This is a genomic window from Rhizobium sp. WSM1328 (genome assembly GCF_057653715.1).
The window spans coordinates 516,329-542,596 of the sequence record NZ_JBYGKO010000003.1 but is presented as its reverse complement, the minus strand read 5'-3'; the positions used below and the strand labels follow the sequence as shown (position 1 = coordinate 542,596).

The following is a 26,268-nucleotide window of genomic DNA, read 5'->3' as shown; positions in this document are numbered from 1 at the left end:
CTATGGGGTTTTCGCGGCGATCCTTTTTGCAGTTCGCCGGGGCCTCGCTCATACCATCTCCGCTGTTTGCACAGTCGATGGGCCTGAGGATCATCAGCCTCGACTACGGTCTTGCGTCCACTCTTTTATCCCTCGGATTGCCTCCGGTCGGGATTTCGGACCTTGCCGATTGGGACAGATGGGTTGTCGAACCGCCGATGCCAAAATCCGTCGTCGATATCGGCAGTGCTTTCGAGGTCAATTTTGAAATTCTCGTCACGCTGAAGCCCGACATTATCTTGACCACACCCTACCTGGATGAGCTGTTGCCCAAGCTGCAGGCGGTGGCGAAAGTCGTTCGGCTGGAAATCTTTACGCCGGGCATTGGACCTATTCTTACCGCTGCCATCGCGGCAACGCGTAAATTGGCCATTGAGCTTGGACGTGAGAATGAAGCAGAGCAGTTCCTGGCGCGCGCCGACGTCTTCTTTGCGCAATGCCGCAGCCGCCTGGTGGGCAAGAACCTGCCGCCGGTCGCCCTGGTGAACTTCATGGATGCCCGCCATGCCCGCATCTACTCGAGCCCCGGACTGTTCCACAATGTGCTAGAGCGCATCGGTGTCCGGAATGCCTGGACCAGAGAGTCGAACTACTGGGGCTTTGAAACGATCGGCATTGAAGATCTCTCCAAGATTACCGATCCGGACGCGCGTCTGATCGCATTTGACCCGATTCCTCCGGACGTTCTTCCGAAACTCGCTCAGAGCCCCCTGTGGAACAGGCTTTCGTTTGCGCGTCCAGGCCATCTGTCGATTCTGCCGCCAGCCCTGATGTTCGGGATGGTGAACGAGGCCATGCGTTTTGCGGGCCTTTTGACAGATCTTCTGGAAAAGGAAGCTTGATGGTATCCCGCCGCGACAATATCGGGCCAGCAATTGTCTTCCTCCTCCTGATGTGCGGTGGAGGCGTAGCAGCGTGGTTTCTTGCCGCTCCTGCGTTGTCAGAAATCGCTCGACCGGATTACGATGTCACGCGAATGGTGTTCACCTATTCGACGCTTCCCCGCCTCGCGACGGCGCTGATTGCCGGAGGCGCACTTGCCCTGTCCGGGGCGCTGTTTCAGCAAGTTTTGCGAAACCCGCTCGCCGATCCTACCACCCTCGGCGTGTCCGCCGGCGCAAACCTGGCGCTGGTGGTAACATCGTTATTTCTCCCCGACCTGCTTGGCGCCGGCCGCGATCTTGTCGCTCTGATTGGCAGTGCGACCGCTGCTGCGATCGTCGTCAGCTTGGGGGCGCGCCGTGGTTTTTCGCCTTATTCGCTTGTTTTGTCGGGGCTGGTTCTCAGTCTATGGTGCGGTGGCCTCGCTGCCATCCTGACCTATTTGAACCAGCGCTACCTCTCGAGCCTGTTCATCTGGGGCGCCGGCTCGCTGGCACAGCAAAGCTGGGTCATTCCCTTGTCGCTTCTTTGGAAGTTGGCCGTCATCGCCATCGGCTGCGCGTTCGTGATGAGACCGCTTTCGCTGCTCGATCTTGGCGAGAGCAGTTCCACGGCACTCGGCGTCAGATTGGTCCGCCTGCGTTTCGTTGTCGTCGCCCTTGCCGTCGCGCTTGCTGCATTTGTCACGAGCGCCGTTGGGGTCATCGGTTTCATTGGACTGGTCGCGCCGACGATTGCGCGATTGTCCGGAGCACGGCGTCCCGCGCAGCTCATCCTTTGGTCTCCCCTGATCGGCGCCGGACTGCTGTTCTTCGCCGACTCCATCCTGCAACTTGTCGCCGGCGGACTTGGTGATTTCTTGCCGACGGGGGCGGTGACGGCCATCTTCGGTTCGCCGCTGCTTCTCGCGCTCCTGCCGCGGCTGAAGATCCGTCATAGGCTACAGCAATCGCCGGTGTTCAGACGGCCACGTCGATGGGATGGAACCCGACCGGTCATCGTCGCTGCCGCCGGCCTGCTCGTCCTGTTGATGGTCAGCGCGTTTCTCGGACGCGACATCAACGGCGGCTGGGCTTTTACATCAGGCGAATTTTCGGTCGATGTTCTTGCGATCAGGATACCTAAAATCCTCGCCGCCCTGACATCGGGCGCCATGCTTGCGGTCGCGGGCTCGATCCTTCAGCGGCTGACCGGAAACGAAATGGCAAGTCCCGAAGTTCTGGGGATCAGTGCCGGCGCAACCTTCGGTGTTGCAATTGCCCTGTTTGCCGTCGCTCCAGGGTTTTCCGGGCAATTTGCGTTTGCCGTGGCCGGTGCGATCAGCGTTCTTTTTGTCATCTTCGTCAGTTCCCGGCGATCGGCGTTTGCGCCTGAGCGAGTCCTGCTGGCGGGCATTGCCTTAAGCGCGATGGTCGATGCCGTCGTCGGCGTGTTGAGCTCGACGGGAGATCCGAGAGCAGCGCTGCTGATGCGGTGGATGAGCGGGTCCACCTATCTTATCGACGGGTCGACCGCCGCAATGGAGGTAGCGCTCGGCGCCGTGCTGATTGCCGTCTCGCTCGCCGCTCGCCGTTGGCTTGACATCCTTCCGCTTGGGCCGTCGCCTTCGGCGGCGGTCGGTATACCCTTGGCGAAATCGCGATTTGCGCTTTTTGGCCTTGCAGGATTGTTGACGGCTGCCGCGACGCTCACGGTTGGCCCGTTGTCATTTATCGGCCTCATGGGACCTCACCTTGCGCGGGAGGCGGGATTGGCCCGCGCGCTGCCGCAAATGGTTGGCGCCGCTCTGATCGGAGGGGGGCTTATGGTTGCGGCTGATTTCGTCGGCCGCACGATCGTATCGCCCTACCAGATCCCGGCCGGTCTCGTTTCCGCACTCATCGGAGCGCCGTTCTTGATGCTGATGATGCGGAAGCGCAGTGCCAGCTGAGGGTTATGCGTAGGGAGGGGCGGCCATGAGGCACGCACCGCAGAGCCGTGGCTGTCATCGCGGCAAGAAAAACCCGCCATCAATAGGAGCGTTTTGCTCCGTCAGCGAAGATCCGCAGACAAACGGCCCCGACAACGGCAGGGATACCGGCGCGATAGTTCGGCTTCTCCGCGGATAATTGCTTCTTTCGACGCTCAGAATGCGGACGCCGCCTTGATTGGACAAAGGCGGCGTCCGCCACTTTACCAGGAATACTTCAGGGTGCCGACGACCTTACGCCGATCGCCGTAGAACTCAGTTCCGTAATAGCTGGTGGCGAGATATTTATGGTCAAACAGGTTCGTTGCATTGACGGCCAGCGTCACGTCCTCGGTCACCTTGTAGCTGACCGCGGCATCAACGAGCGTATAGCTGGAAAGCGACACCGTATTTGTATCGTCACCGTAGGTTTGACCGATATAGCGGACACCTCCCCCGATCGTCAGGTCACCGCGCCATCCGTCTCCCGGAATCGTGTAATCAAGCCAGGCCGATGCCAGATGTCGCGGCACGCGGGAAGGCCGGTTACCGACATTGCCGCCTGTCCCGTCTTCGCGGATTTCAGCATCCCAATAGGAATAAGCAAGCGTGAGATTGAGCCTGTCGTTGATTGCGGCTTTCCCTTCAAATTCGATGCCGCGCACACCGACCTTGCCGATCTGCTCCTGCACCAGAGGGCTGACATAGCTCGGCACATTGGTTTGGGTAAGATCAAACAGCGCCAAGGTGAAGAGGCCGTCAAACCCATCCGGCTGATATTTGAGGCCAACTTCGTATTGTTCACCCTGCTGTGGTTTCAACGAGCCCGTCACAGCGTAGCCGTTTGCGGTCTGCGCGACGAGCGGCTGGAAGCTTTCCGAATAGTTCGCATAGGCTGCGAGGTTCGGCGTAAATTTATACGTCAGTCCGGCCCGCTTGGTGAAAGCTGACGCCGTGTCGTCGTCGCTTGTCCCGCTATCGAGGTAATCCGCGGTCGTGTGAACCTGGTCCCATCGTCCGCCCAGGGTAACGATCCATCGATCGTCGAACGTCAATTGCTCCTGAGCATAGATCCCGAGCGCCTGCTGTTTGACGCGCCAGTTCACATAAGGGCCAAGGTTAATGCAGGAAAGACCGCAATAGACCGGATTATCAATATCGATCGGCCCCGCCGTGCCGAACAGGATGTTTTCGCGCGTATTGTCACTGGTGTAATCAACGCCGACCAGCGTCTTGCTGTCGATCCCGTCCCATCCGGTATCGTACTGGAGCTGATTGTCGAAGGCGTAGCGGTTGGACGTGCCGTCAACCGAGAACGCCGTTCGATTGGCCGTCGGGTCCAGCGATGCGCCATAGACTTCAGCATAATCCAGGCTCAAATGTGTATAGCGAGCGTTGGAGCGGAAGGTCAGGTTGTCGTTGATCTCGTGCTCGAACTGATATCCGATGTCGACCTGCTCCGTATTGAAGCGATTGAAGTCCGGTTCGCCGAGGAAGGTGTCGACATCGATATTTGCACCGGTCGGAACGCCCCGTGCGCCCGTTCCATCGCGTTTATAGTAATCGGTCAGAATGGTGAGCGAGGTCCCCTCGTCCGGCTTGATCGTCAGTGCCGGTGCAATGTAGGTGCGGTCGTCGTTCGAATAATCCAAGCCTTGGTCACCGTCCTTGGCAAGTCCGGTAAGCCGGTAGGTCCAAACGCCATCGGCATCGATCGGGCCGCCGAAATCCGCACCCACTTCCTTGGTGCCATCCCCATAAGACGTGTACACTTCGCCATGCTTCTCATCCAAGGGACGCTTGGTGATCGCATTGACCAGTCCCCCCGGGCCGTTAAGGCCAAAGAGGGTCGAAGTCGATCCTTTCAGGACCTCGACGCGCTGAAGACCATAGGGTTCGAGGCGGCTGGCCGTGAACCAGGCAGGAATGCGCGCCGCCAGTCCATCCCGATAGGTGCCGAGCGCCGTCTGATCGAAGCCGCGAATTCTTATATAATCGTAGCGATCGTCGTTTCCGAACTCATCCGAAAAGACGCCGGCGGTATAAGCGACCGCCTGCTGAAGATTGTCCACATGACGCTCTTCCAACTCTTTTTGCGTCACCACCGACACGGACGCAGGGACATCGACGACCGGAGTATCTGTTTTGGTGCCTGTGGCGGTATCCTTGGCAACGATGGTGCGATCAGGGCCAACCACACGATCCGACTTGCCGGTTATGACGATCGGGGCCAATTGCGTCGCCTCTTCCGCCGCATTGTCTTGGGCCCAGCCGATGCCTACCGATCCGAACGACACTGTCATCAAAGCGCTGCTCGCAATCAATCGGCTTGTGAACACACGCAACTTTCCCTGTAGTCCTACTGTCATACTATCCCCTGTCAGACCAATATCGAGCAGCGTGACGGTCGCCCCTCCGGCCACTGCAGCGAGTCCGTTTACTCAAACAGGAGAATTGGAGTCAACTTAAAAATCCCGCTTTTGTGACCATCTTTGCTCCTGGTCGGGACCATGAGGTTTAGCGGCAACACGGAGAAGAGGAGGTAATCCCAAACGCCATGAGGCGCCGACCTTGACGAGTGCACGCGCAAGGACGTTCGTCTCAAGGACGATCGTCTAACCGCCGGATTTATTCACCGATGAGGCCCCTTGCAGAAAGCGTCACATGTCGGTCAACTTTGGACGGCGAATGCGATGCCAACCGCACGATTCACGGCCGCTGCAAGAACGGACATGTGGGTCTCACCGGCATAGAGCTCGAATTCGGTACGCAATCCGTCGGCAGTGCCGTTTAATCGCTCCGCCATCTCCCGCGCCAGGAGGACGGTCCGTTCCGTCTTCCTCTTCTCCAGGCGAGCAGTGGCATCCTCGTTCCGGTACTGGAAGGGTGCCAGCTCATCGCCTTCGTATTCTCCGGCGGACAAATGCAGGAAGGGTGCATTGCCCGGCGCGTCTTGACGCTGCGCTTCATTCTTGAGGATTTCACTGTTCTCCCAATAGATGGTTGGGCTGGCCGCAATCCAAGTGGCAAACAGACCTGGGCGCTCGAACAGGGCATAGAGAGTAAAGAGGCCGCCGAAGGAATGTCCGAAAAGTGATCGGCGCATCGGATCCAGGATCACCATCTCTGCAATCCGCGGTATAAGCTCGTTCTCGATGAAATCCACCAGCTTACCGGTCCCTCCGATTACAACCGGCGGACCACCCTCAACGAACGGCGGATAGGATTTGACCGGCGGAGGCCCCAGGTCCCAAGACCGGCGGAGCGGATCATAGGGCTCGTCGGAGGGGTAGCCGATCGCCGCGATCACCCCCCAACCGACATTCGTCCCCGTTGGGTAAGGTGCCTGCGTGACCAAGCTGGCGACTGCGAAGGGGAAAGTGGCGTTGCCGTCGGTCATGACGAGAAGCGGCCATCCTCCCGCAGGCGGTTTCTCCGCCGGAATGGAAAGGAATAAGCGATAGGGCTCGCCGCCCGCAGCAGGAGCCAGATCGAAAAAACACGTTCCGGGCATCGAATAGACGCTGATGGGATTGGTCATGAGAAAGTTTTCTGATGGTTGGGAGGATAGGGGAAGGGAAATTGATATCGGTGCTGTTCACCGGCAGGTTTCGAAGTTTTCCAAGGTCGGTGCAACTCTTTGCTGATATCCTGGCTTCCGCGAAAGCGCATCATGGCAGTCACGGTTCGAAGGTTTACAGAGGCTGATCTAACCTCGTCCGGGCATGATTTGAAGACCCGGAGCTATCGAGCCGCATTTCGATCCCACAGATGAATTCACAAGGGCCTCAATTCAATCATCTCCGAACACTGCTAAGCCGACGTCTGTTTCGTAGCTTTCCTGAGTTTGCAGCCCCTAGGTGTTAACGTGAACTACACGTCAGAGCCACCACTTCTCAAGCATCACGGCCGATGATGTCCCGAGAGGTAGTGTAGCTCGTTCGGTCGTCATCGGCTTTTTCCGGCATAATTTGACGGCCTGTTTCCGGACGGTAACGGGACTTTTTAATGCGCGAAATGTTCAAAAGGTTCTCAGCCGGCTGCACCAAAACGGCACCGGATTTTTGGAGTGATGCAGATGTTGGGAACATTAGTACTGCTGCCCGATCGCTTTACGGACAAGATGCGAAAACAGCGGCCGCCTGGTGCGCACTATGTGCGCGCTACGGCAGCGAATACGTCCGCGAGTTGATCCGTCACGACAAAGATCGGCAGCACTTGCGTAGTCTCCTGCTTGAGGGTGCTTCATTCGAGACGACCGAGCCGGTTGATGCCGCCTATTTCGATAGCCTGCGAGCCCGTGCCTCGCGGCAAAGCTCTAAGTGATTGCAAAGTCTATCGTTCCCCGCGAGTCGGCCCGCGGGGATATCGAGAATGCCGTGGACTACTATGCTCGCGAGGCTGGCGCTCAAGTCGCGATTAGCTTCGTTGACGCGCTGCAGTCGACATTTGGTTTGATCGCAAAGCATCCTTCATCGGGTTCATCGCGCTACGCATATGAACTCGGTTTGCCCGATCTGCGCAGCATGTCGCTGAAGGCTTTCCCCTATACCGCCTGGATCGGCTGAAGCTGCATCGCATCGCCGACCAGCACGATTTTCGCCCCTGCTTCTTCATTGGATGCGCAAGCAAAGGCCAATCGCTTCGTGCGAACTTGACGAGCTCACACGTTCAGCAGCGCCGCCCGAGTTGCGTTGGGCGGACGTCTGCGATAAGCGCCTTTGTACGCCGCTCCCGCACGGAAGGCGCCAAGGACTTCTGAGGAACCGAGACGAGCATGGCCGCTGAAAATGACGAATACATCTATGACGAAGTGACTGGCGAATGGCGTCCGGCTTCGGAGATGGCAGCATCCGCCAGTGGCGGTGAGGCGGTCGTTCGAGACGCAAGCGGCAATGTTCTGGCCGATGGTGACTCGGTCACCGTCATCAAGGATTTGAAGGTCAAGGGAGCCGGCCAGACGCTGAAACAGGGCACCGTCATCAGGTCGATCCGCCTCACTGATAATCCCGAGGAGATCGATTGCCGCCATGATGGAATTAAGGGCCTCGTTCTACGCACCGAGTTCGTGCGCAAACGCTAATTCGAGTTCTCAGGGCCTGCTCAGCGGAATCGGCTGACCTCCGTGGCCGACTTGCGGCGACGGATGAATTCGCGCAGCAGCGGCAGGAAGAAGGCCTTGCTGAAGCGGCCGGTTGGCGGCTCAGGCTCAAGATAGAATGAATTTCCGACGATGTCGGTGTTGAACTCATCGAAAATGATCCAAAGCCTGCGATCGGCATCGAGGCCAGCCCGGCGCTTTTCGATGGCCGGCACTTCCACAGCAAACCGCGACGCCTCCGGCTGCTTGGTGGTGATGGGAAAGAAGAGAACCAGATCCCCGTCCGGCCGCGGCATTCTCACGCCGACGGCCACCGGCCGCTCCTTGCGTCCTTCCGTCTCTCCACGCCCAGCCTCTCTCGCCCATAGATAGGGATAGCGTATGACGCTTGCGGTCTGGATCAGCTCGTAGTTCATCAGTGGCCTGCCTCGTCCTCGCCGGCGTAGGCCTCGACGGCGTTTTCGAACTCGGCAAACAGTTCATCGGGCATCGTTTCAATGGTCCCGGCGGTGCGTCGATCCGACTGCTTCATCAGCCGTTGGTAGTCTTCGATATTGAGGAGGACCAGTCGGGGTTTATTCCGCTGGGTGATGGTCACTGGATGGCGCAGGGCCTCGGCGATGATGTCGCCAGACTTACGGGAGAGGTCGCTGGTTGAATAGGAACCGCTTGACTTCGACATATGGGTTTCCTTGTTGCTGTATTTGTTGCAATATACAGCATTTCCAACAATGCTGCAAGTTGCTGGTTTGAGGCGTGCGGCCTTGCGCGGACGGGAATTGCGGCGTCCGCCATTGCCGCTCAGCTCACAACGGCTGCGGCGATCGCCAATTGTGAGGCGGGCGTCGTCCGCCACCTCTTAGCATCTGAAGCGCCTTTTACCACGAGGATCAAATGGCGCGCACCGCATGAACGGGGATGCCAGTTTCCAGCGTGATATCCTCAATAGTCGATGCCAGTGAACCGAATTCTTCGTCGGTCAACCCAACCAATGTCGGAAACCGGACCTCGACCCCACCCTCATCGGCCGTCAAAGCGTTGATCCAGCTGCCGCCGCTGATGCGGTATTCGTGGGTGCCGACGTCGATTTCGAGATCGTCCAGCAAATTGATGGTGAAGCGCCCGAAAATCTCGTTCTCGAAATCGAAAGGTTCAGCTTGCGCAACTCCTCCATTGAATGTTCTGGTGATCCGTAATGAGGGAGGTCGCAAGCTCAATTGCTTCCGCCTTCGATGCGGGTTGGCGCTCAAGCGGCGAACCGCTGTTGATCCGAATGGCGGAAGGCTTGAAACGGCTCTCGAGACTGACGACAGCAGCGAGCGTTCTGACTTCCACAATGGGCGCGCATGTCTGCGCGAGATCCACGAAAGCGACCGCCATCGATCAATACCAGACCCGCTGCGTGGCTGTCCCATCGATGGTGACCTCGACTTAGTGAGGTTGCGATCGCACGTTCGGACGAGCCGTCGAATAACCCATGCACCGGCGGCGCCCATCCTCCCGCTGCCATCGCGGCGAGAGGACCGAACCCTTGCTGAAATTTTGCCGGCGCCAAGATTGAGGCAGAATGCATCACTCACCGGCTGGAGGGCTGTCGACACGCAGGTTGTTTCTTGCCCGCGCGGACCATAATCGCTTTCCAGCCGGTATCCGGTTTCGCAGTAATACGGCTCATAGCCCGGGCGCGAACTGTGGAAGGTGGCGCCGCTACATGTCGGGAACGAATGCCCCTCGGCAAGCTCGCGCCACAGCTTTTGGATCGGCGGCCGGCATTCCGCGAACTGCGTCGGACCTCCGGGGTTGGAAAGGCACAGGATAACCTCGCAACCCCAATCAGTTGCTTGCGCGTTGCCAGGCGAGGTAAGATAGGGTGGCAATATGCAGCAGGCCGCGACAACTGAGTTGAACAGAAGGTTTTTCATGAGCACGACCCTTCAAAGGACATCCCATTGCGGAAGAGGTGGTTTGCCTGTAGAGCAATTATACTGACTTATATAACACAGTAAAATACATGACAAGAGCACTCAAGACTCAATGGCACAATCTCGCTTTTTCAGGCCTGATCCTGCATGAGATCCTCGATCATCCTCTCGACGATGACGAGACGCCTCAAGCAAGGCTGAAGCAGGTCGGCATGATGACGATCCTCTACAGCATGAACCAGGCACACCAGAAGCTAACACTTTCCAGCATCATGGAAATTACCGCTCTGACACGCAGTGGCGTCAAGGAGACGGTGGATCTGCTGGTGAAGCGAGGGATGCTGGACGAGACGATCGTCAAGAATTCGATGGGGCGTGGAACGGCACGCCAGTTCGAGATTTCACAGGCGCTTCTGGAGAAATTGAGCTCCTTCGGAGCTGGATAGGCAACCTATCTTAAGTGACGAGTTCTGATGCACCACCTCGGCGGCGGACATTAATCCATTCTGGAGTAAATTCTCAGGGCAAGTCACCGCAGTGCGGATCTCGCCCGTCTCATCCTCTCCCGGCCTTAACTCGCCAAGGCAACCATCGTTGCCGAACCGGAATATCTCGCGGAAGCCCTGCTATATTACATCAACGATCCGATATATCTGACCCGCGAGCAGAAATTCAGGACCTACGTCCGCTTCACCAAGAAGGGTCAGCTCGACGCGGATCTTGGAGAGGCGCTGAAAACTAGCCAGGACCTGCACGTCCAGACCCGGTCTCCAGTGGTAATCCTGATGCAGCACAAGCTGAAGAGAATAGTTCCGGACCAGATTTGCCGGGAGGGTTACAACTGGAGACCTTCCATGCCTCGCGCCAACAGATCGACGATTTCCTGTCGACGACGATGGTGCTCGTCGAATTCGGCCCTGCGAATTATTTCGAAACCTATGATGTGTATCTGTTGGACGGTGATCGGAAATAGACCGTCTGACGAAAAAGGAGGCGTCCGGCATGAACACAAGCTTGGGTGACCGCAGGGTGACCGCATCAGGCCGAGCGGGCTTGCGCGACTATATCGCCATTGCACGGCTCGATCACAGTACGAAGCATGTTTTCATCGTTCCCGGCATCATCCTCGCCTATCTTCTGCGGGGGGTCAGAACCGACGACCTGACGTCCTCGATCCTGCTCGGATTTGTGACCGCGCTCTGCATCGCATCCGCGAACTACTGCATTAACGAGTGGTTCGACCGCGAGTTTGACCGGCATCATCCGACGAAATCGCAGCGGTCCGCCGTGCAATGCGCGATGAACGGCAGGCTGGTTCAGCTCGAATGGACCGTGCTGCTCATCGTCGGCCTGGGCTGCGCCATCCTCTCGAGCAAACTTCTGTTCTTCGTCGCCTGCCTGTTTGCGATTCAGGGGATCCTCTACAATCTCGATCCGATCAGAAGCAAGGATAAGACCTATCTCGATGTCATCTCAGAATCGATCAATAATCCGATCCGCTTGGTGATCGGCTGGTCAATGATCGACCCAACGAGCCTGCCGCCGGGATCGATCATCCTGGCCTACTGGTTCGGCGGCGCGTTCCTCATGGCGGCCAAACGCTTATCGGAATATGACGAGATCGTCGCGTCGCATGGCAAGGAGTTGCTGTCGCGCTACCGGGCGAGTTTCGCCAAGTATACGCAGGTATCGCTGACCGCCTCCTGCATTGCGTATTCACTGTTTTCGATTGCCTTTCTGTCCGTCTTCCTGGTCAAGTATCGCATCGAGTACATGCTCGTCTTGCCCTTCGTCGTAGCCCTGTTCACGGCCTATTTCGTGATGGCGACGAAACCGGGCTCTACGGCGCAGAAACCGGAAAAGCTGTTCCGCGAGCCCGGCCTGATCGCGATCGTCGCGGCCCTGGCGGCGGCCTTCATCTTCGCAACATTCGTCGACATTCCGCTCTTAGTGACGCTGACCGAACAGCACTACATCACCATCCGATGATCGCGAGGAATGTCGACTGGGGCAGTATCCGGTTCGTCGTGTTCGACGTCGACGGAACGTTATACAACCAGCGCATGCTACGCCTTCGAATGGCCGGCGAATTGATTGCTGATGCAGTGGCGAGAGGCAGCCTGACCAATCTGCGTGTGCTACGCGCATACCGCTCCTTGCGTGAAGCCATCGGCGAGGGGGAGATCGACGATTTTCAGGCGAGCCTGATGACGCGAACCGTCGCGCGAACCGGCCAGCCAGCCGAAAGGATAGGGGCAATCGTCAGCGAGTGGATCGAGCGCCGTCCGCTCGCCTATATCGCATCCTGCCGGTATGATGGGCTGGTGGAGTTGTTTGCCGGGCTCAGACGGCAGAACAAGTCGATCGGGATTTATTCTGATTATCCTGCCGACGAGAAGCTGCAGAGGATGACATTGTCGGCCGATTACATATTGGCCGCAAGCGATCCCGGCGTCGGCATCCAGAAGCCTGATCCGCGCGGCCTGCAGATGCTGATGCAGCGCGCCGGCGTCGGCCCGGCGCAAACCGTATTGATAGGCGACAGGCCCGAGCGGGATGGCCTTGCGGCGCGGCGCGCCGGTGTCCTGCCGCTCATTCGCTCCGACGGGCCACGCGAGGGCTGGCTGACCTTTTCGACCTATTCGGACCCTGTGTTCGCAGCGCTGCGGGCAAAGGAAGCGTCCGGATGATCTTGTCAAAGGCTATCCGCTATGTGTTCACCGGAGGGCTGGCCGCGTTCGTCGACCTCACGGTGTTTCGTGGCCTGCTGGCGTTTGGCGTGCCCCTCGGGCTCTCGGCGACATCGAGCTGGCTGATCGCGGCCGCCGTCAATTACAGCGCCACCAGCCGCTATGTCTTCAATCAGGCAACAAGCCGCAAGCGCGCTTCACTGTTCCTGATCGGCGCACTGCTCGGCCTCTCGATCAATGTCTTCGTGACGTTGATCCTCGTGCAGCAGGTTGGGCTCTCGCCCTTGTGGGCAAAGCTTTTTGGAATCGGCGCGGCCTTCGTCTTCAATTTCCTGATAAACCTTCTCTGGGTGTTCAGGTAGGGCCAGCGAGCGACGGCGCCATATCTTTCCGTCCTTTGAAGGACGGTGCCCAGAATAAGAGAAAGTTCAGCGGAGCCTTGTTGGAGGGCTGTTGGACAGCGGCGCAATATGAACCATGCCTGAGCTAAGCGTCCGCCAGCAGCATCTAGCCAATATGTGCTTAATGTCCCCTTCGGAGAGATAGTGTTGAAAACACTCGGCGTTGCCGATGCTTTGGTGTCATGATTCAATCGTCGCATTGATTTGCGGCGGATTGAGTGATGATGGTGTCAGGCGGTTCCTGCGCAGCTCTTCTACGACTTCCGCCTCGATGATCACGTTCCTGCAGATCATCTGCTGCGCGGCATCGACCGCCATCTCGACCTCGACAGCTGCGCACGCAGCTAAAGCCCTTTTATAGCGGCACTGGCCGGCCGTCGGTTGATCCTGATCTGATGATGCGGATCATCGGCTACTGCCTGGGCATCCTCGGATCGGCGGCTGTACGAAGAGGCCCATCTCAATTTGGCCTATCGCTGGTTTTGCCGGCTCGGTCTGGATGGGAAGGTGCCGGATCATTCCAGTTTCTCCAAGACCGGCATGGCCGCTTCCGGCAAAGCGACATCCTTTCTTTCTTGCCGCAGAGTCATTCACGGCGCGGACGCGCCGTGAATGGATTCCTGTGACAAGCACAGGAATGAAGGAGGAGAGGTGGCAGACCTATCCCTTCGCAACGCATCCAGAGACGATCACAACGCATCTCCGCGCCTGACGGCAATCCAGTCGCAGTTAGATCAACGCCTCATGCGACAAGCTCGAAAAGGACGGCTCGAAGACGTCCTTCACGGCCACCGTGAAATCGTGGCTCGTGGCGTTTCCGGCAGCGTCATAGGCTTCGGCGGTGAAAGTCAGGCTGTGGGTGCTTTCGAAATCGATCGCCGCCTTTGTCTGGATCTTGTTGCCGACGAGCTTGAAGATGCCGTCAGCATCATCCGTCAGCCGCCACTTCACCACGCTGCCCTCCGGATCGCGTGCCGTGAGCAGGCCGACCGAGGTGCCGATCGCGACAATCTCGGAGATCGAGCTGCGCGAGAAAGCGAGATTGGTCGGCGCCTTGTTGGCAGGGGTTTCGTTGACGTCGAGGACGTTGATCGTGATGTCCTTTTCGACCGAGACCTTGCCGTCGGAGACGGCGACCTTAATCGTGTGCGACTTGGCCGTCTCGTAATCCAGAGCCTTGGAGGTAACGATGCGGTTGCCGTTGATCCGGAAATGATCGTTGGCGCCGTCGAGCAGCGTGTAAGTGAGCTTGTCACCATCGACGTCCTTGGCGCTGAGCAGGCCGACCGTGGTCCATATCGGCGTGCTTTCCGACAGGGAGGTTTTCGAGAGCTGGATATTGGTCGGCGCGGTATTGCTGCTTGTGAAGGTTTCCGTGGCGAAATCGTAGACGCCGTCGGCAAAGCGCGCGAATTCGACGTCCGTCAGCGTGTCCTTGCCCTCCAGGGCGCTCGTCAGAATGTGATCGCTGTTGTTCAATGCGAAGGAATAATTGACGAAATTACCTGAGAAGATCGCGGTATCGATGCCGGCGCCGCCATTGATGGTGTCGTTGCCGGCGCCCCCGGTCAACTTGTCATTGCCGGCCTTGCCATTGATGATGTCGTTGCCGCCGCTGCCGTCGAAAATGTCGTTGCCATCGGTGCCTGTAAACTCGTCGCTACCACCGCCGGTCTTGACGTCAACGCCAGAGACATAGCCGGTAACGAAAGCCCCGCGATCTCCCAGTTCGTCGGAAAGATCGAGGTGGGCGCTGTCTGTCACTGCCAATGCGGGGTTAAAATTGTGGAACGAATCGGTCGACCACACGATCGTGTCAAAGCTTTCGAACTGCGCGCTTGAACCGGCAACCCAGTATCCCACCGTTTCAAGGACTTCAATGTTCTTGATCGTCAGGCCTCTTAGCTCAGAGGCTTGGAGAGTATCGATCCCCGCGCCGCCGTCGATTGTTCCGGAGCCCTGCCCCTTCACGCTTATGGCATCGTCGCCGTCGCCCGCATTGATGTCGAAGACCTCAGGGTTACGGCCGCCGGCGTCACCATCGGAAATCGTATCGTTGCCCAAGCCGCCTCTGATGACGTCATTTCCGACGTCGTCTATAATCTGGTCATTGCCGTCACCACCATTCAGAATATCATTGCCATCTCTGCCCGCGAGCCAGTCATTGCCATCACCGCCGTCAAGCGTGTCATTGCCATTACCGCCACGAAGCAGATCGTTTCCGGCGCCCCCATTCAGTGTGTCTGCGCCCTCGCCGCCATCGATGTTATCGTTGCCTGCGCCTGTTGTGATCGCATTGTCGCCGTTTGAGCCGGTCACATTCGCGGAGCCAGAGCCCAGTTCGTCAGCAAGATCAACCGTCCCGGAATCGGAGATGACCAGATTGACCGAGAGGAGAGGATTGATTTCGGAATTGCGGATGACGTCGTAAGATTCGAGCTCGGCGCCGGTCTTGGTGATCGTTGCGCCGTTCGTATTCAGAATATTCAAGGCCATATTAAACTTTCCAGAAAGATGCGTTTGTATTCTATGAAAATGAGAAATCCTCAGTAGAACTGTTCTTGCAGCTTCAACGGACGACAACCCCCTGCGGATCTATGCCGCGATTTGCGCGCCAAGGGAAATTCCCAAATTCCGATCTTACCGCCAGAGCGTGGTTGCCCCTTGAGATAGGCGACTACGCCCTGAACGGCCAAGATCCAGCCCGACAGTTGCTGCTCGGAATAGGCGATCCGCGTTCCCGCCTCACGTGTCGTGGCAATGGCGTCGAGGTCGCCCGGCGACAGCACATGAACGAGATAGGCATCCAATCCCGCTGCCTTGAACGCCTGCCCGATCTCGTCATGTCCTGGTCAACGGCACGCCAGAGCCAGTGTTTGCGGCCGGCGATGGAAACTACCACCTCGTCCCGATGCCAGACGTCCCGGCCCGACGGCCGTCGGCGGCGGATTTGCTTCGCGTAGGCCGGTCCGAATTTCCGACCCCATCGCCGGATCGTTTCATACGAAACGACGATGCCGCGCTCCAGCAGCATTTCCTCTACCAGCCGCAGGCTCAAAGGAAATCTGAAATACAGCCAGACCGCGTGCGCGATGATCTGTTGCGGGAGACGGTGACGCTTGTAGCTGATGGCTGAATTCTTCATCCCACCATCTCTACACCCCACTCACTGACAGCAGGTTTATGTGACAACACCGAACTGAACGAAACTAGCTAGTCTGTTGCTTGGGACGAACGGAGACCGTCGAGAAATTCGATAATCATCGCGGGACGGTTTCCCTGCTCAATTTTTTCGAAGATTGCCACCTTTCATACAGGACTCCGGCTCAGATATGCAGCGCGCTTCCCAACGCTTTCAGTGCCGCTTCCATGACCGCTTCGCTGCGGGTCGGATGCGCGTGGATGGTGCCGGCGATGTCTTCCAGGCGCGCACCCATTTCGATGGCGAGCGCAAAAACCGCCGAAAGCTCGGAGACCCCGGCTCCCACCGCCTGCAGGCCGAGCACGAGATTGGTGTCGGCGCGGGCCACGACGCGCACGAAACCTTCTTCGGACAACATCGTCATTGCCCGTCCGTTGGCGCTGAACGGAAACTGGCCGGTGCGAATTTCATAACCTTGCGCCTTCGCCTCCGCCGGCGACAGGCCGGCGCTGACGATCTCCGGATCAGTGAAGCAGATGGCGGGGATGCATCGCTTGTCCCAGGCCCGCTTCTTTCCGGAGATGATTTCCGCCACCATCTCGCCTTGCGCCATGGCCCGATGGGCAAGCATCGGCTCGCCGGTCACATCGCCGATCGCATAGATGCCGCGCATGGAGGTGCGGCAACGGTCGTCGATCCGCAGATAAGGGCCGGCACGATCGAGATCGAGCTCTTCGAGACCGGATCCTGCGGTTCTCGGGCGGCGGCCGACGGTGACGAGGATGCGGTCGGCCGGCAGGGTCTCACGCCGGCCATCAGCCGTTTCGACGATCAATGCCTCCCCATTATCGGCAAGGCCGATCGCCTTCGCACCCGTCAACAGCCGGATACCGCCTTCGGTCAGCTTGCGCATGACGGGCCGCACCAGCTCGGCATCATATTGCGGCAGCACCTGTGGCGTCGCCTCGACGACCGTCACATCAGACCCCATCTTGGCAAAGGCGGTCCCGAGCTCCAGCCCGATATAACCGCCGCCGACGACGAGGAGTTTTTTCGGCAACTCCGTCAGCGACAGCGCCTCTGTCGAGGACATGACGCGGCCGCCGAAAGGCAGGTTTGCAAGCTCCACCGGATCGGAACCGGTGGCGATCACCACGGTTTCGGCGCGGATGATCTGCTGGCCGGTTTCCGTCTCCACCTCCACCGTCTTGCCGTCGCGGAAATGGCCTCGGCCGTGGACGATCTTGACCCGCGCCTTCTGCAGCAGCCCCGAAACACCGGTCGTCAACCGGCCGACGATCCCGTCCTTCCAGGCAATCGTTCTGCCGAGATCGATCGACGCGCATTCGACGCGGATGCCCATCGGGTTCTTGCCGGCAAGCATCTTTTGCGCGACGTCGAATTCGGCGGCCGCATGGATCAACGCCTTGGAGGGAATGCAGCCGACCGTCAGGCAGGTGCCGCCCGGCTTGCCGGCCTCGACGATGACGGTATCGATGCCGAGCTGCCCGGCGCGGATGGCGCAGACATAACCTCCCGGACCGGCGCCGATGACGAGGAGCTTGCAGACGATCTCTTTCATGGATCTCAGCCTTCGATAAAAATGAGCGCAGGCGTTTCGATGAGCGTGCGGATGCGCTGCACGAAGTTTGCCGCATCCCAGCCGTCGATGATGCGATGATCGAAGCTGGAGGAGAGGTTCATCATCTTGCGCGGCACGAACTGCGTGCCGTCCCAGACCGGTCGCGTGGCGATCTTGTTGACGCCGATGATCGCCACTTCGGGACGATTGATGATGGGTGTCGAGACGATGCCGCCAAGCGCACCGAGCGAGCTGATGGTGATGGTGGAGCCGGACAGCTCATCGCGTGTCGCAGTCCCCGAGCGCGCCGCTTCCGCCAGCCGGTTCATCTCGGCGGCGCAATCCCAGATGCCACGGGCTTCGGCATGCCGCACCACCGGCACTGTCAGACCGGCCGGTGTCTGCGTGGCGATGCCGATATGCACAGCACTATAGCGCATGATGATGCCGGCATCGTCGTCGAAAGTGGCGTTGACGTCAGGCTGCTCGGAAATCGCCTTGACCAGCGCCCGCATCAGGAAGGGCAGAACCGTTAGCTTTGGATGATCAGGCCTGCGATCGCCGTTCATGGTGGCGCGCAACTCCTCAAGCGCGGACATATCCACTTCCTCCACATAGGTGATGTGGGGGATGCGCGAGGCGGAAAGCACCATCTTCTCGGCAATGCGGCGGCGCAGGCCGGTCAGCTTGATCTCCTCGGTCGCCGTCTTCCTGGCAAAGCCGTTCTTTGCCGTTGCAGGCGCGGTCCCATGGCTTAGGAATTGCTCGATGTCCTCGCGCAGGATGCGCCCGGCCGGTCCGGTCGCCTGCACCTGCCTAAGATCGACACCGCTTTCCCTGGCGAAGAGCCGCACGGAGGGCGCGGCAAGCGGCTTTTCCGCCGGCGCCGGCGCGGGAGTTGGCGCTGGCGGAGCAGGTTTTGCAATCTCGGCCTTGGGCGTTCCGGCAATCGGCGTCTGCGAAATCCCTGCAGACTGAACCTCGCCGACATCTCCCGCCGTCTCGATCCGCACCAGCGGAGCCTTGACCGCGATACGGTCTCCGACTTCACCGGCAAGCCAGGTGACGGTACCATTGACAGGAGACGGAATTTCCACGGTGGCCTTGTCGGTCATGACGGCGGCGATCACCATGTCCTCACGGACGGGATCTCCCGTCTTCACATGCCATTCTACGATCTCGGCCTCGGCGACCCCTTCCCCGACGTCAGGCATCTTGATGATGAATTCGCTCATGGCTCAGGCCTCCATGACTTCGGCAAGCGCCCGCCCGACACGGCCGGGACCGGGAAAATAGTCCCACTCCTGCGCATGCGGATAGGGCGTGTCCCAGCCGGCAACACGCACGACTGGCGCTTCGAGATGATAGAAGCAATGTTCCTGCACCAGTGCTGCGACCTCGGCGCCGAAGCCGGATGTCAGGGTTGCCTCATGCACGACGACGCAGCGTCCCGTCTTCGAGACCGATTTGACGATCGTATCGAGATCGAGCGGCAGCAGGCTTCTGAGATCGATCACCTCTGCATCGATGCCGGCATCCTCGGCCGCAGCAAGCGCCACATGTACCATGGTGCCGTAGGCGACGACCGTCACCGCCGATCCCGCGCGCCGCACTTCGGCTTTGCCGATCGGGATGGTGTAATGGCCATCAGGCACCTCCCCGAGGTCGTGTTTCGACCAGGGCGTCACCGGCCGCTCGTGATGGCCGTCGAAGGGGCCGTTATAGAGGCGCTTCGGCTCCAGAAACATGACAGGGTCGGGATCCTCGATCGCCGCGATCAGCAAGCCTTTGGCATCATAGGGATTGGACGGCACGATCACCTTCAGCCCGCAGACATGGGTAAAAAGCGCCTCCGGACTCTGGCTGTGCGTCTGGCCGCCGAAAATGCCGCCGCCGGTCGGCATGCGCACGACGATCGGGCAGGTGAAATCGCCGTTGGAACGGTAGCGGATGCGCGCCGCCTCCTGCGTCAGCTGGTCATAGGCCGGATACATGTAATCGGCGAACTGGATTTCGACACAGGGTTTCAGCCCATAGGCCGCCATGCCGATCGCCGTGCCGACGATGCCGGATTCGCTGATCGGCGTATCGAAGCAGCGCGTTCTGCCGTATTTTGCCTGCAGGCCCTGGGTGCTGCGAAAGACGCCGCCGAAATAACCGACATCCTCGCCGAAAACGACGACATTGTCGTCCCGTGCCATCGAGACGTCCATGGCGCTGCGCACGGCCTCGATCATCGTCATCCTGGTCATGTCAGTACCCCGCCTTCTGTCGCTGGCGGCGGATATGCGGCGGCATCTCGGCATAGACGCCCTCGAAAATGTCGCGTACCGAAGGCCTGCCGCCGGCATGCAGCGTGCCATGCGCCTCTGCCTGGCGTTGCGCCTCGATCACCTCGTCCATGATTTCGGCTTCGGCCTGCACATGCCGCTCCTCCGACCATGCGCCCTTGACGATCAGATGTTTCTTCAGCCGCAGCACGGGATCGCCGAGCGGCCAGGCTTCCGATTCCGTCTTGGGCCGATAGGCGCTCGGATCGTCGGAGGTCGAATGCGCGCCGACGCGATAGGTCACATATTCGATCAGCGTCGGGCCGAGATTGCGCCGCGCGCGCTCTGCCGCCCAGTAGGCGACGGCATGGACGGCGAGATAGTCGTTTCCGTCGACACGCAGCGCCGGAATGCCGAAGCCGAGGCCGCGCGCCGCGAAGGTGCCGGAGCCGCCGCGGGCGATGCCCTGGAAGGTGGAGATCGCCCACTGATTGTTGACGATGTTGAGAATAACAGGCGCCTTGTAGGTCGAGGCGAAAACGAGCGCCGAGTGGAAATCCGATTCCGCCGTCGATCCGTCGCCGATCCAGGCCGCGGCAATGCGGCTATCGTTCTTGATCGCCGAGGCCATCGCCCAGCCGACAGCCTGCACATATTGGGTGGCGAGATTGCCCGAGATAGTGAAGAAGCCGTGCTCCTTGGAGGAATACATGATCGGCAGTTGCCGGCCGCGCAAAGGATCGCTCTCGTTCGAGTAGATCTGGTTCATCATCTCGACCATCGGATAGTCGTCGGCAATCAGCAGGCCTGCCTGGCGATAGGTCGGGAAATTCATGTCTCCCTTCTCGAGCGCCTTGCGGAAGGCACAGCTCACGGCCTCTTCGCCGAGATGCTGCATGTAGAATGAGGTCTTGCCCTGCCGCTGCGCCATCAGCATGCGGGCGTCGAAGGCGCGCAGCTTCATCATGTTGCGAAGCCCGGTCAGCAACGCCTCATCGGAGAGCGACCCGGCCCAGGGGCCGACCGCCTCGCCCTCGCGGTTCAAAACGCGGATGATGGAATAGGCGAGATCACGGATATCTTCGGATGCGACATCCACCTCCGGCCGCGGCACCGAACCGGCCTTGGCAATCTTGACGTTGGAAAAATCGGGCTGACCACCGGGGCGAACGGCGGGTTCGGGGACATGCAGGCTCAACCGTGCGGAATCCACCATGTCTTTTCTTTCCTCCCTTTGCCGGCCTTGCTCCCCTCCTCCGGAAGCAGGGCCGGATGTGTTTCTTATAGATTGCGGGCAATCACCATGCGCTGCACGTCGCTCGTTCCTTCATAGATCTGGCAGATGCGCACGTCGCGGTAGATGCGCTCGACTGGATAATCGGCCATGTAGCCATAACCACCATGGATCTGGATCGCATCGGAGCAGACGCGCTCGGCCATCTCGGAGGCAAAGAGCTTCGCCATCGACGCTTCCGACAGGCAGGGCAGCCCGGCCTCCCTGAGGGAGGCGGCGTGAAAGACGAGCTGCCGCGCCGCCTCGATCCGCACCGCCATATCGGCAAGGCGGAAGGCAACGGCCTGATGCTCGACGATCGGCTTGCCGAAGGCCGTGCGCTCTCTGGCGTAGTCGCGCGCCGCCTCGAAGGCCGCCCGCGCCATTCCGACCGCCTGTGCCGCGATGCCGATCCGTCCGCCCTCGAGATTGGCGAGCGCGATGCGATAGCCCTCGCCTTCCGCACCGAGCCTGAGTTCTGCCGGAATGCGCATGCTGTTGAAGGCGATCTGGCAGGTATCGGAGGAATGCAGCCCAAGCTTTTCCTCGACCCGTATCACTTCATAGCCCGGCGTATCCGTCGGCACGATGAAGGCGGTAATGCCCTTCTTGCCGGCATCGGGATCGGTCACGGCAAAGACGATGATGATATGGCCATTCTTGCCCGAGGTGATGAACTGCTTGGAGCCATCGAGCACATAATGGTCGCCATCGCGTCGCGCCCGGGTCTTAAGGTTCGAGGCATCGGAGCCGGCCTGCGGCTCGGTGAGCGCAAAGCCGCCGATCCATTCGCCGCTGGCCAGTTTCGGCAGGAAGCGCTGTCGCTGCTCTTCATTGCCGAACTTCAGGATCGGCACGCAACCGACGGAGCTGTGCACGCTCATGATCGTCGAGCAGGGTCCGTCACCGGCGGCAATTTCCTCCAGTGCCGCAGCATAGGCGATCACACCGGTATCCGACCCGCCATAGGCTTCCGGCACCAGCATGCCGAGCAGCCCGAGTTCGCCCATCTCCTTCAGTTGCTCGCGCGGAAAAAGAGATTCCCGGTCGCGCTTGGCAGCACCCGGCGCCAGCCGCTCACTGGCAAAGTCACGGGCAAGATCGCAAATCTGCTGCTGAGTTTCGGAAAGGATCATCTGTTCTTCCCTCCCCCTAGTGCCGCTCGATGGCGACGGCCGTCGCCTCGCCGCCGCCGATGCAGAGCGCGGCCATGCCGCGCTTCAGGTCGTGGCGTTCCAGCGCCGCAAGCAGCGTCACCAGAATCCGGGCTCCTGAAGCGCCGATCGGATGGCCGAGCGCGCAGGCGCCGCCATGCACGTTGACCTTTTCATGCGGCAGGTTGAGATCACGCATCGCCGCCATGGCGACGACAGCGAAAGCCTCGTTGATTTCGAACAGATCGACCTCCGACAGCGGCAAGCCGGTGCGATCGGACAGCTTCTGCAGCGCGCCGATCGGTGCGGTGGCGAAAAGATTGGGCGCCTGTGAATGCGTGGCATGGCCAAGGATAGTGGCAAGCGGCTTCAGGCCGCGACGCTCCGCCTCGGAACGGCGCATCAGCACCAGGGCCGCCGCACCATCGGAGATCGAGCTGGAATTGGCGGCGGTCACGGTACCGCCGTCGCGGAAGGCGGGTTTCAGCGTCGGGATCTTGTCAAGCTTCGCCTTGCCGGGTTGTTCATCGCGGCTCGCCACCTGCTCGGCTTTGCCCGATTTCACCGTAACCGGCGCGATCTCGCTCTCGAAACAGCCTTCGGCAATCGCCTTCTGCGCCCGCGTCAGCGAGGCGATGGCGTAGTTATCCTGCGCCTCGCGCGTGAATTGATAGGCCTCGGCGCAATCCTCCGCGAAGCTGCCCATCAAGCGCCCCTTGTCATAAGCATCCTCCAGCCCGTCGAGGAACATGTGATCCACGACACGCCCATGGCCGAGCCTGTAACCGCCACGGGCCTTGTCAAGGAGATAGGGCGCATTGGTCATGCTTTCCATGCCACCCGCAACCGCCACTGAAGCGCTGCCGGCAGCGATCAGGTCATGCGCCATCATCACGGCCTTCATGCCTGAGCCGCACATCTTGTTGACGGTGCTGGCCGCAGTGGAGAAGGGCAGGCCGGCATGGATCGCCGCCTGGCGCGCCGGCGCCTGTCCCTGCCCCGCCGGCAGCACGCAACCGAAGACGACCTCCTCGATCGCCTCGGCCTCGACGCGGCTCCGCTGCAATGCCGCGCGGATCGCCGTTGCTCCGAGTTCCGGCGCTGTCGCCTCCTTCAGCTCTCCCTGAAAGCTGCCGATCGGGGTGCGCGCTGCACCGACGATAACGATGGGGTCTTGCAAAACCATCTTTCCTCCTTCGGGCAAAGCGCTCAGCGCGCGCCCATCCGCAATGCGCCGTCGAGGCGGATGACCTCGCCGTTCAGCATGTTGTTTTCCAAGATATGGCGTACCAGCCCGGCGAATTCTGCCGGACGGCCAAGCCGCGGCGGAAAGGGCACGCTCTTGCCGAGTGCTGCCTGAACCTCGGCCGGCATATCCGCCATCATCGGCGTTTCGAAAATGCCGGGTGCGATCGCGACGACGCGAATGCCGTGACGGGCAAGCTCGCGGGCGATTGGCAAGGTCATCGCCGCCACCCCGCCCTTGGAGGCGGCATAGGCTGCCTGGCCGATCTGGCCGTCGAAGGCGGCGACCGAGGCCGTATTGACGATGACGCCTCGTTCGCCTTCCGCATCCGGCTCGGTCGTCTGGATCGCTGCGGCGGCCAGCCGGATCATGTTGAACGTGCCGATGAGATTGATGCCGACCGTGCGGGCAAAATTCTCCAGCCGGTGCGGTCCGTCGCGGCCGATCACCTTTTCGGCCGGTGCGACGCCTGCGCAATTCACCAATCCGCGCAGGCTGCCGAAGGCTTCGACGGCAGCGGCAACCACCGCCGCCCCCTCCTCGCCATCGGTCACATCGGCCTTGAGGAAGCAGGCATCGCTTCCGAATTCCCGGGCAATCTCTTCGCCCGCTTGCATATTGAGATCGGCAATCGTCACGCGCCCGCCGGCCTCCACAAGCGCGCGCACTGTTGCCGCACCCAAGCCGGAGCCGCCGCCGGTCACGATGAAACTTGCTCCACGGATCAGCATGAATCTCTTCCTCCCTGCCGACCACAACCCCCTCCAAGCGCAACCGACGGACACGATTCTATTCGCTCCACCTATTGCAAGCGATGACAGAACTGCTCCATTATTTCGGCCAGTTTTGCCATAGCGGGGATAGAATGGCCGAGATCGAACGACGCATGATCGCGCCGGGCTTCGTGGAGGAGGCACTCGACAGCCTGCGGCGGCTCGGCAAGCCGACGGCGCCGATCCTTGCCCGCGTCGGCCTGGCATCCCCGGTCGATCAGCCGGTTTCGGCAGAGACCTATGGCGCGCTCTGGCTGGCGATCGCCGCCGAGCTCGACGATGAATTCTTCGGCATGGGCGCACGGCCGATGCGCAGCGGCAGCTTCACGCTGCTCTGCCACTCTGTGCTGCATGCGCCGACGCTGGGTCAGGCGCTCCGCCGGGCGCTGCGTTTCCTCGATGTCGTGCTCGACGATCCCCGGGGACGGCTCGTCATCCGCGACGGTCTGGCCGAGATCGAACTCAGCGACGCCGGTGACCCGCGTTCGGCCTTCGCCTACCGCACCTATTGGATCATCCTGCACGGCATCATCTGCTGGCTGGTCGGCCGGCGCATTCCGATCCGGCTCGTCGATTTCCGCTGCGCGGAGCCCAAACAAGGCGCCGACTATCGGCTCTTCTTCGGCGCCCCTGTGCGTTTCTCGCAAGCCATCAGCCGGCTCGGCTTCGACAGTGCCCTGCTCGACCTGCCGGTGGCGCGCAGCGAACAGGCGCTCAAACAGTTCCTGCGCGGCGCACCCGCCAATATTCTAGTGCGCTACCGTTATGATGCGGGCATCGCCGCCGGCGTCCGCCGGCGCCTGAACCAGGCGACGCCTGCCATGTGGCGGAGTTTTGCCGAGCTTGCCGCCGATATGCGCATGCCGCCCTCCACACTCCGCCACCGCCTGCGCGACGAGGGACAAAGCTATGCCGCCATCAAGGACGACATCCGTCGCGACCTCGCCGTCGAACTGCTGCTGAACACGTCGATGACCATCGGTGAGATTGCCGTGCAGCTTGGCTATTCCGAGCCGAGCGCCTTCTTCCGGGCCTTCCGCAAATGGGTGGGCAAGAGCCCCGAGGGCTTTCGGCGGGACGGAGCGGAAATCGAGGGCATGTCAGTCGAATCGGTTGACCCGCCCTGACTGGCCTCGCGCTTTCGCGAACATGGCGGCAACCTTCATCATGAACGACTTGCTGAAGCGGCCAAAGAACCGCCTGATGAGGCTCGATGTACCAGGATCGCTCGACGATATCGTAATTGTATTCGTCGACGACGATCCCACTCTGCTTGAGATCACCGAGACCGGCGCGAAGGTGTTCGATATCGGGAATTTCCAGGGCCACCCTTCCCACCTCCGGCGGCTGTGTGGTGATTGCCAGAAGGACGAGATGCGTGTTTCCATCGCTCGCACTGCGGATCGCGATGACGACACAGACTGGGCGTTGTTTGCGCCCCTCGGTCTCACCACGCTGCTGTTGCCACGCCCAGAGATAGGGATAGGTAACCACCTCGCCAGGACGAAACTCATGGCTTATCGTCGTAGCCTTCACCGTGCGCCAGCCGCTCAATCGCCTCGCCGAACAATTCGGCATGCTCGTCCGGCATCTCCGAAATGTGATGGGCACGACGCGGGTCCCCGCCGCTGCGCATTCGCTGATAGTGCTCATAGCTCATCAGCACGAAACGTGGCTTGTTGTGGCGGGTAAGAATAACCGGCTCGCGGCTCGCGACATCGGTCACATCACCAATCTGTTTATTGAGATCACCTGTCGTGAACTGTCGCATGATCATCGTCTCCGGTTTGATTTCCATATATTCCATCTTTTCAAGAAAATGGCGCTCACGCGCTCTCGACAAGA

The 26,268-nt window shown here is 60.1% G+C and carries 24 protein-coding genes and 8 pseudogenes; 13 read left to right on the top strand and 19 right to left on the bottom strand.

The features are described 5' to 3' along the window. Positions 1 to 2 precede the first annotated feature (2 nt). Together AC2444_RS30250 and fhuB are read left to right on the top strand one after the other, a co-directional pair. Positions 3 to 881 carry an iron-siderophore ABC transporter substrate-binding protein gene (locus tag AC2444_RS30250; RefSeq protein ID WP_003555583.1) on the top strand — a complete coding sequence of 293 codons (879 nt, stop codon included), beginning with the start codon at positions 3 to 5 and terminating at the stop codon, positions 879 to 881. Continuing rightward, positions 881 to 2,851, top strand: coding sequence for a Fe(3+)-hydroxamate ABC transporter permease FhuB (gene fhuB, locus AC2444_RS30245; RefSeq protein ID WP_128449440.1), 1,971 nt, complete (start codon positions 881 to 883; stop codon positions 2,849 to 2,851). Before AC2444_RS30250 ends, fhuB begins: the two co-directional genes overlap by 1 nt. Positions 2,852 to 3,093: 242 nt before the next feature. Here the strand turns inward: fhuB and AC2444_RS30240 are convergent, their stop codons facing one another. After that, a complete protein-coding gene (locus tag AC2444_RS30240; protein ID WP_128407751.1) occupies positions 3,094 to 5,238 on the bottom strand; it encodes a TonB-dependent siderophore receptor in 2,145 nt (714 codons plus the stop codon). 302 nt (positions 5,239 to 5,540) lie between these two features. Then, a complete protein-coding gene (locus tag AC2444_RS30235; RefSeq protein WP_128449441.1) occupies positions 5,541 to 6,410 on the bottom strand; it encodes an alpha/beta hydrolase in 870 nt (289 codons plus the stop codon). Positions 6,411 to 6,877: 467 nt separating this feature from the next. Here AC2444_RS30235 and AC2444_RS30230 point away from each other — a divergent pair. From AC2444_RS30230 to AC2444_RS30215, 4 genes and pseudogenes are all read left to right on the top strand, one after another. Beyond that, positions 6,878 to 6,976, top strand: a pseudogene (locus tag AC2444_RS30230) (hypothetical protein); the annotation flags it as partial. Positions 6,977 to 7,039: 63 nt separating this feature from the next. Next, positions 7,040 to 7,195, top strand: a pseudogene (locus AC2444_RS30225) (type II toxin-antitoxin system ParD family antitoxin); the annotation flags it as partial. Beyond that, positions 7,195 to 7,419: pseudogene (locus AC2444_RS30220) on the top strand (type II toxin-antitoxin system RelE/ParE family toxin); the annotation flags it as partial. The pseudogenes AC2444_RS30225 and AC2444_RS30220, both read left to right, overlap by 1 nt. A gap of 227 nt (positions 7,420 to 7,646) precedes the next feature. Continuing rightward, complete coding sequence (locus AC2444_RS30215) at positions 7,647 to 7,952, top strand: alkylphosphonate utilization protein (protein WP_105008842.1); 306 nt, start codon at positions 7,647 to 7,649, stop codon at positions 7,950 to 7,952. A gap of 20 nt (positions 7,953 to 7,972) precedes the next feature. Here the strand turns inward: AC2444_RS30215 and AC2444_RS30210 are convergent, their stop codons facing one another. The 5 genes and pseudogenes from AC2444_RS30210 to AC2444_RS30190 all read right to left on the bottom strand — a co-directional run bounded on the left by AC2444_RS30210 (position 7,973) and on the right by AC2444_RS30190 (position 9,892). After that, positions 7,973 to 8,386, bottom strand: a complete 414-nt coding sequence (locus AC2444_RS30210) for a hypothetical protein (protein WP_011654346.1) — start codon at positions 8,384 to 8,386, stop codon at positions 7,973 to 7,975. Continuing rightward, entirely contained in the window at positions 8,386 to 8,652 is a 267-nt protein-coding gene (locus AC2444_RS30205; RefSeq protein ID WP_011654345.1) for a type II toxin-antitoxin system prevent-host-death family antitoxin, read from the bottom strand. Before AC2444_RS30205 ends, AC2444_RS30210 begins: the two co-directional genes overlap by 1 nt. A gap of 208 nt (positions 8,653 to 8,860) precedes the next feature. Next, positions 8,861 to 9,076 (bottom strand): hypothetical protein, encoded by a 216-nt coding sequence (locus AC2444_RS30200; RefSeq protein WP_409565708.1) that lies wholly within the window; start codon positions 9,074 to 9,076, stop codon positions 8,861 to 8,863. A 67-nt stretch (positions 9,077 to 9,143) separates the two neighbouring features. Next, positions 9,144 to 9,350, bottom strand: a pseudogene (locus tag AC2444_RS30195) (lysozyme family protein); the annotation flags it as partial. A gap of 51 nt (positions 9,351 to 9,401) precedes the next feature. Beyond that, positions 9,402 to 9,892 (bottom strand): annotated as a pseudogene (locus tag AC2444_RS30190) (hypothetical protein). A gap of 89 nt (positions 9,893 to 9,981) precedes the next feature. On the opposite strand from AC2444_RS30190, the gene AC2444_RS30185 reads away from it, so the two are divergent. The 6 genes and pseudogenes from AC2444_RS30185 to AC2444_RS30160 form a co-directional block, all read left to right on the top strand. Next, positions 9,982 to 10,338, top strand: coding sequence for a hypothetical protein (locus AC2444_RS30185; protein WP_012760733.1), 357 nt, complete (start codon positions 9,982 to 9,984; stop codon positions 10,336 to 10,338). Positions 10,339 to 10,715: 377 nt separating this feature from the next. Next, the gene (locus AC2444_RS30180; RefSeq protein WP_245461252.1) at positions 10,716 to 10,865 is read left to right on the top strand and encodes a hypothetical protein; all 150 of its coding nucleotides are present in this window, start codon (positions 10,716 to 10,718) and stop codon (positions 10,863 to 10,865) included. A gap of 29 nt (positions 10,866 to 10,894) precedes the next feature. Continuing rightward, positions 10,895 to 11,881 (top strand): UbiA family prenyltransferase, encoded by a 987-nt coding sequence (locus tag AC2444_RS30175; RefSeq protein WP_128449443.1) that lies wholly within the window; start codon positions 10,895 to 10,897, stop codon positions 11,879 to 11,881. Continuing rightward, a complete protein-coding gene (locus tag AC2444_RS30170; protein ID WP_128449444.1) occupies positions 11,878 to 12,582 on the top strand; it encodes an HAD family hydrolase in 705 nt (234 codons plus the stop codon). Before AC2444_RS30175 ends, AC2444_RS30170 begins: the two co-directional genes overlap by 4 nt. Beyond that, the gene (locus tag AC2444_RS30165; RefSeq protein ID WP_012760736.1) at positions 12,579 to 12,944 is read left to right on the top strand and encodes a GtrA family protein; all 366 of its coding nucleotides are present in this window, start codon (positions 12,579 to 12,581) and stop codon (positions 12,942 to 12,944) included. The genes AC2444_RS30170 and AC2444_RS30165 overlap by 4 nt, the downstream gene beginning before the upstream one ends. 285 nt (positions 12,945 to 13,229) lie before the next feature. Continuing rightward, positions 13,230 to 13,552, top strand: a pseudogene (locus AC2444_RS30160) (transposase); the annotation flags it as partial. 160 nt (positions 13,553 to 13,712) lie between these two features. Here AC2444_RS30160 and AC2444_RS30155 read toward each other — a convergent pair. From AC2444_RS30155 to AC2444_RS30110, 10 genes and pseudogenes are all read right to left on the bottom strand, one after another. Then, complete coding sequence (locus tag AC2444_RS30155) at positions 13,713 to 15,479, bottom strand: cadherin domain-containing protein (protein ID WP_128449445.1); 1,767 nt, start codon at positions 15,477 to 15,479, stop codon at positions 13,713 to 13,715. A gap of 50 nt (positions 15,480 to 15,529) precedes the next feature. Beyond that, on the bottom strand, positions 15,530 to 15,793 hold the full coding sequence (locus AC2444_RS30150) for a hypothetical protein (RefSeq protein WP_206615929.1): 264 nt from the start codon (positions 15,791 to 15,793) through the stop codon (positions 15,530 to 15,532). Between the two features lie 35 nt (positions 15,794 to 15,828). Next, a pseudogene (locus AC2444_RS30145) lies at positions 15,829 to 16,128 on the bottom strand (IS6 family transposase); the annotation flags it as partial. Positions 16,129 to 16,309: 181 nt separating this feature from the next. Beyond that, entirely contained in the window at positions 16,310 to 17,707 is a 1,398-nt protein-coding gene (gene lpdA, locus AC2444_RS30140) for a dihydrolipoyl dehydrogenase (protein ID WP_128449446.1), read from the bottom strand. Positions 17,708 to 17,712: 5 nt separating this feature from the next. Continuing rightward, positions 17,713 to 18,942 carry a dihydrolipoamide acetyltransferase family protein gene (locus AC2444_RS30135; protein ID WP_128449447.1) on the bottom strand — a complete coding sequence of 410 codons (1,230 nt, stop codon included), beginning with the start codon at positions 18,940 to 18,942 and terminating at the stop codon, positions 17,713 to 17,715. 3 nt (positions 18,943 to 18,945) lie between these two features. Beyond that, positions 18,946 to 19,959 carry an alpha-ketoacid dehydrogenase subunit beta gene (locus AC2444_RS30130; protein ID WP_128449448.1) on the bottom strand — a complete coding sequence of 338 codons (1,014 nt, stop codon included), beginning with the start codon at positions 19,957 to 19,959 and terminating at the stop codon, positions 18,946 to 18,948. 1 nt (position 19,960) lies between these two features. After that, entirely contained in the window at positions 19,961 to 21,193 is a 1,233-nt protein-coding gene (locus AC2444_RS30125) for a thiamine pyrophosphate-dependent enzyme (RefSeq protein ID WP_128449449.1), read from the bottom strand. Positions 21,194 to 21,258: 65 nt separating this feature from the next. Beyond that, positions 21,259 to 22,386, bottom strand: coding sequence for an acyl-CoA dehydrogenase family protein (locus AC2444_RS30120; RefSeq protein ID WP_128449450.1), 1,128 nt, complete (start codon positions 22,384 to 22,386; stop codon positions 21,259 to 21,261). A 16-nt stretch (positions 22,387 to 22,402) separates the two neighbouring features. Then, positions 22,403 to 23,590 carry an acetyl-CoA C-acyltransferase gene (locus AC2444_RS30115; protein ID WP_128449451.1) on the bottom strand — a complete coding sequence of 396 codons (1,188 nt, stop codon included), beginning with the start codon at positions 23,588 to 23,590 and terminating at the stop codon, positions 22,403 to 22,405. A 23-nt stretch (positions 23,591 to 23,613) separates the two neighbouring features. Further along, a complete protein-coding gene (locus AC2444_RS30110) occupies positions 23,614 to 24,381 on the bottom strand; it encodes an SDR family NAD(P)-dependent oxidoreductase (RefSeq protein WP_128449452.1) in 768 nt (255 codons plus the stop codon). Positions 24,382 to 24,464: 83 nt separating this feature from the next. Between AC2444_RS30110 and AC2444_RS30105 the strand changes: the two genes are divergently transcribed. Continuing rightward, the gene (locus AC2444_RS30105) at positions 24,465 to 25,550 is read left to right on the top strand and encodes an AraC family transcriptional regulator (RefSeq protein WP_128449453.1); all 1,086 of its coding nucleotides are present in this window, start codon (positions 24,465 to 24,467) and stop codon (positions 25,548 to 25,550) included. Here AC2444_RS30105 and AC2444_RS30100 read toward each other — a convergent pair. Both AC2444_RS30100 and AC2444_RS30095 read right to left on the bottom strand, forming a co-directional pair. Further along, positions 25,524 to 25,944 (bottom strand): annotated as a pseudogene (locus AC2444_RS30100) (hypothetical protein). The gene AC2444_RS30105 and the pseudogene AC2444_RS30100 overlap by 27 nt on opposite strands. Further along, positions 25,934 to 26,194: a type II toxin-antitoxin system Phd/YefM family antitoxin gene (locus AC2444_RS30095; RefSeq protein ID WP_026170885.1), complete on the bottom strand. Its 261-nt coding sequence runs from the start codon at positions 26,192 to 26,194 to the stop codon at positions 25,934 to 25,936. Before AC2444_RS30095 ends, AC2444_RS30100 begins: the two are co-directional and overlap by 11 nt. Between the last annotated feature and the right edge of the window lie 74 nt (positions 26,195 to 26,268).

Excerpts from the sequence above, each read along its gene's own strand:
- AC2444_RS30250 (WP_003555583.1), top strand. The coding sequence starts at position 3 with ATGGGGTTTTCGCGGCGATCCTTTTTGCAGTTCGCCGGGGCCTCGCTC.
- fhuB (WP_128449440.1), top strand. The coding sequence starts at position 881 with ATGGTATCCCGCCGCGACAATATCGGGCCAGCAATTGTCTTCCTCCTC.
- AC2444_RS30240 (WP_128407751.1), bottom strand. The coding sequence starts at position 5,238 with ATGACAGTAGGACTACAGGGAAAGTTGCGTGTGTTCACAAGCCGATTG.
- AC2444_RS30235 (WP_128449441.1), bottom strand. The coding sequence starts at position 6,410 with ATGACCAATCCCATCAGCGTCTATTCGATGCCCGGAACGTGTTTTTTC.
- AC2444_RS30215 (WP_105008842.1), top strand. The coding sequence starts at position 7,647 with ATGGCCGCTGAAAATGACGAATACATCTATGACGAAGTGACTGGCGAA.
- AC2444_RS30210 (WP_011654346.1), bottom strand. The coding sequence starts at position 8,386 with ATGAACTACGAGCTGATCCAGACCGCAAGCGTCATACGCTATCCCTAT.
- AC2444_RS30205 (WP_011654345.1), bottom strand. The coding sequence starts at position 8,652 with ATGTCGAAGTCAAGCGGTTCCTATTCAACCAGCGACCTCTCCCGTAAG.
- AC2444_RS30185 (WP_012760733.1), top strand. The coding sequence starts at position 9,982 with ATGACAAGAGCACTCAAGACTCAATGGCACAATCTCGCTTTTTCAGGC.
- AC2444_RS30175 (WP_128449443.1), top strand. The coding sequence starts at position 10,895 with ATGAACACAAGCTTGGGTGACCGCAGGGTGACCGCATCAGGCCGAGCG.
- AC2444_RS30170 (WP_128449444.1), top strand. The coding sequence starts at position 11,878 with ATGATCGCGAGGAATGTCGACTGGGGCAGTATCCGGTTCGTCGTGTTC.
- AC2444_RS30165 (WP_012760736.1), top strand. The coding sequence starts at position 12,579 with ATGATCTTGTCAAAGGCTATCCGCTATGTGTTCACCGGAGGGCTGGCC.
- AC2444_RS30155 (WP_128449445.1), bottom strand. The coding sequence starts at position 15,479 with ATGGCCTTGAATATTCTGAATACGAACGGCGCAACGATCACCAAGACC.
- lpdA (WP_128449446.1), bottom strand. The coding sequence starts at position 17,707 with ATGAAAGAGATCGTCTGCAAGCTCCTCGTCATCGGCGCCGGTCCGGGA.
- AC2444_RS30135 (WP_128449447.1), bottom strand. The coding sequence starts at position 18,942 with ATGAGCGAATTCATCATCAAGATGCCTGACGTCGGGGAAGGGGTCGCC.
- AC2444_RS30130 (WP_128449448.1), bottom strand. The coding sequence starts at position 19,959 with ATGACCAGGATGACGATGATCGAGGCCGTGCGCAGCGCCATGGACGTC.
- AC2444_RS30125 (WP_128449449.1), bottom strand. The coding sequence starts at position 21,193 with ATGGTGGATTCCGCACGGTTGAGCCTGCATGTCCCCGAACCCGCCGTT.
- AC2444_RS30120 (WP_128449450.1), bottom strand. The coding sequence starts at position 22,386 with ATGATCCTTTCCGAAACTCAGCAGCAGATTTGCGATCTTGCCCGTGAC.
- AC2444_RS30115 (WP_128449451.1), bottom strand. The coding sequence starts at position 23,590 with ATGGTTTTGCAAGACCCCATCGTTATCGTCGGTGCAGCGCGCACCCCG.
- AC2444_RS30110 (WP_128449452.1), bottom strand. The coding sequence starts at position 24,381 with ATGCTGATCCGTGGAGCAAGTTTCATCGTGACCGGCGGCGGCTCCGGC.
- AC2444_RS30105 (WP_128449453.1), top strand. The coding sequence starts at position 24,465 with ATGACAGAACTGCTCCATTATTTCGGCCAGTTTTGCCATAGCGGGGAT.
- AC2444_RS30095 (WP_026170885.1), bottom strand. The coding sequence starts at position 26,194 with ATGCGACAGTTCACGACAGGTGATCTCAATAAACAGATTGGTGATGTG.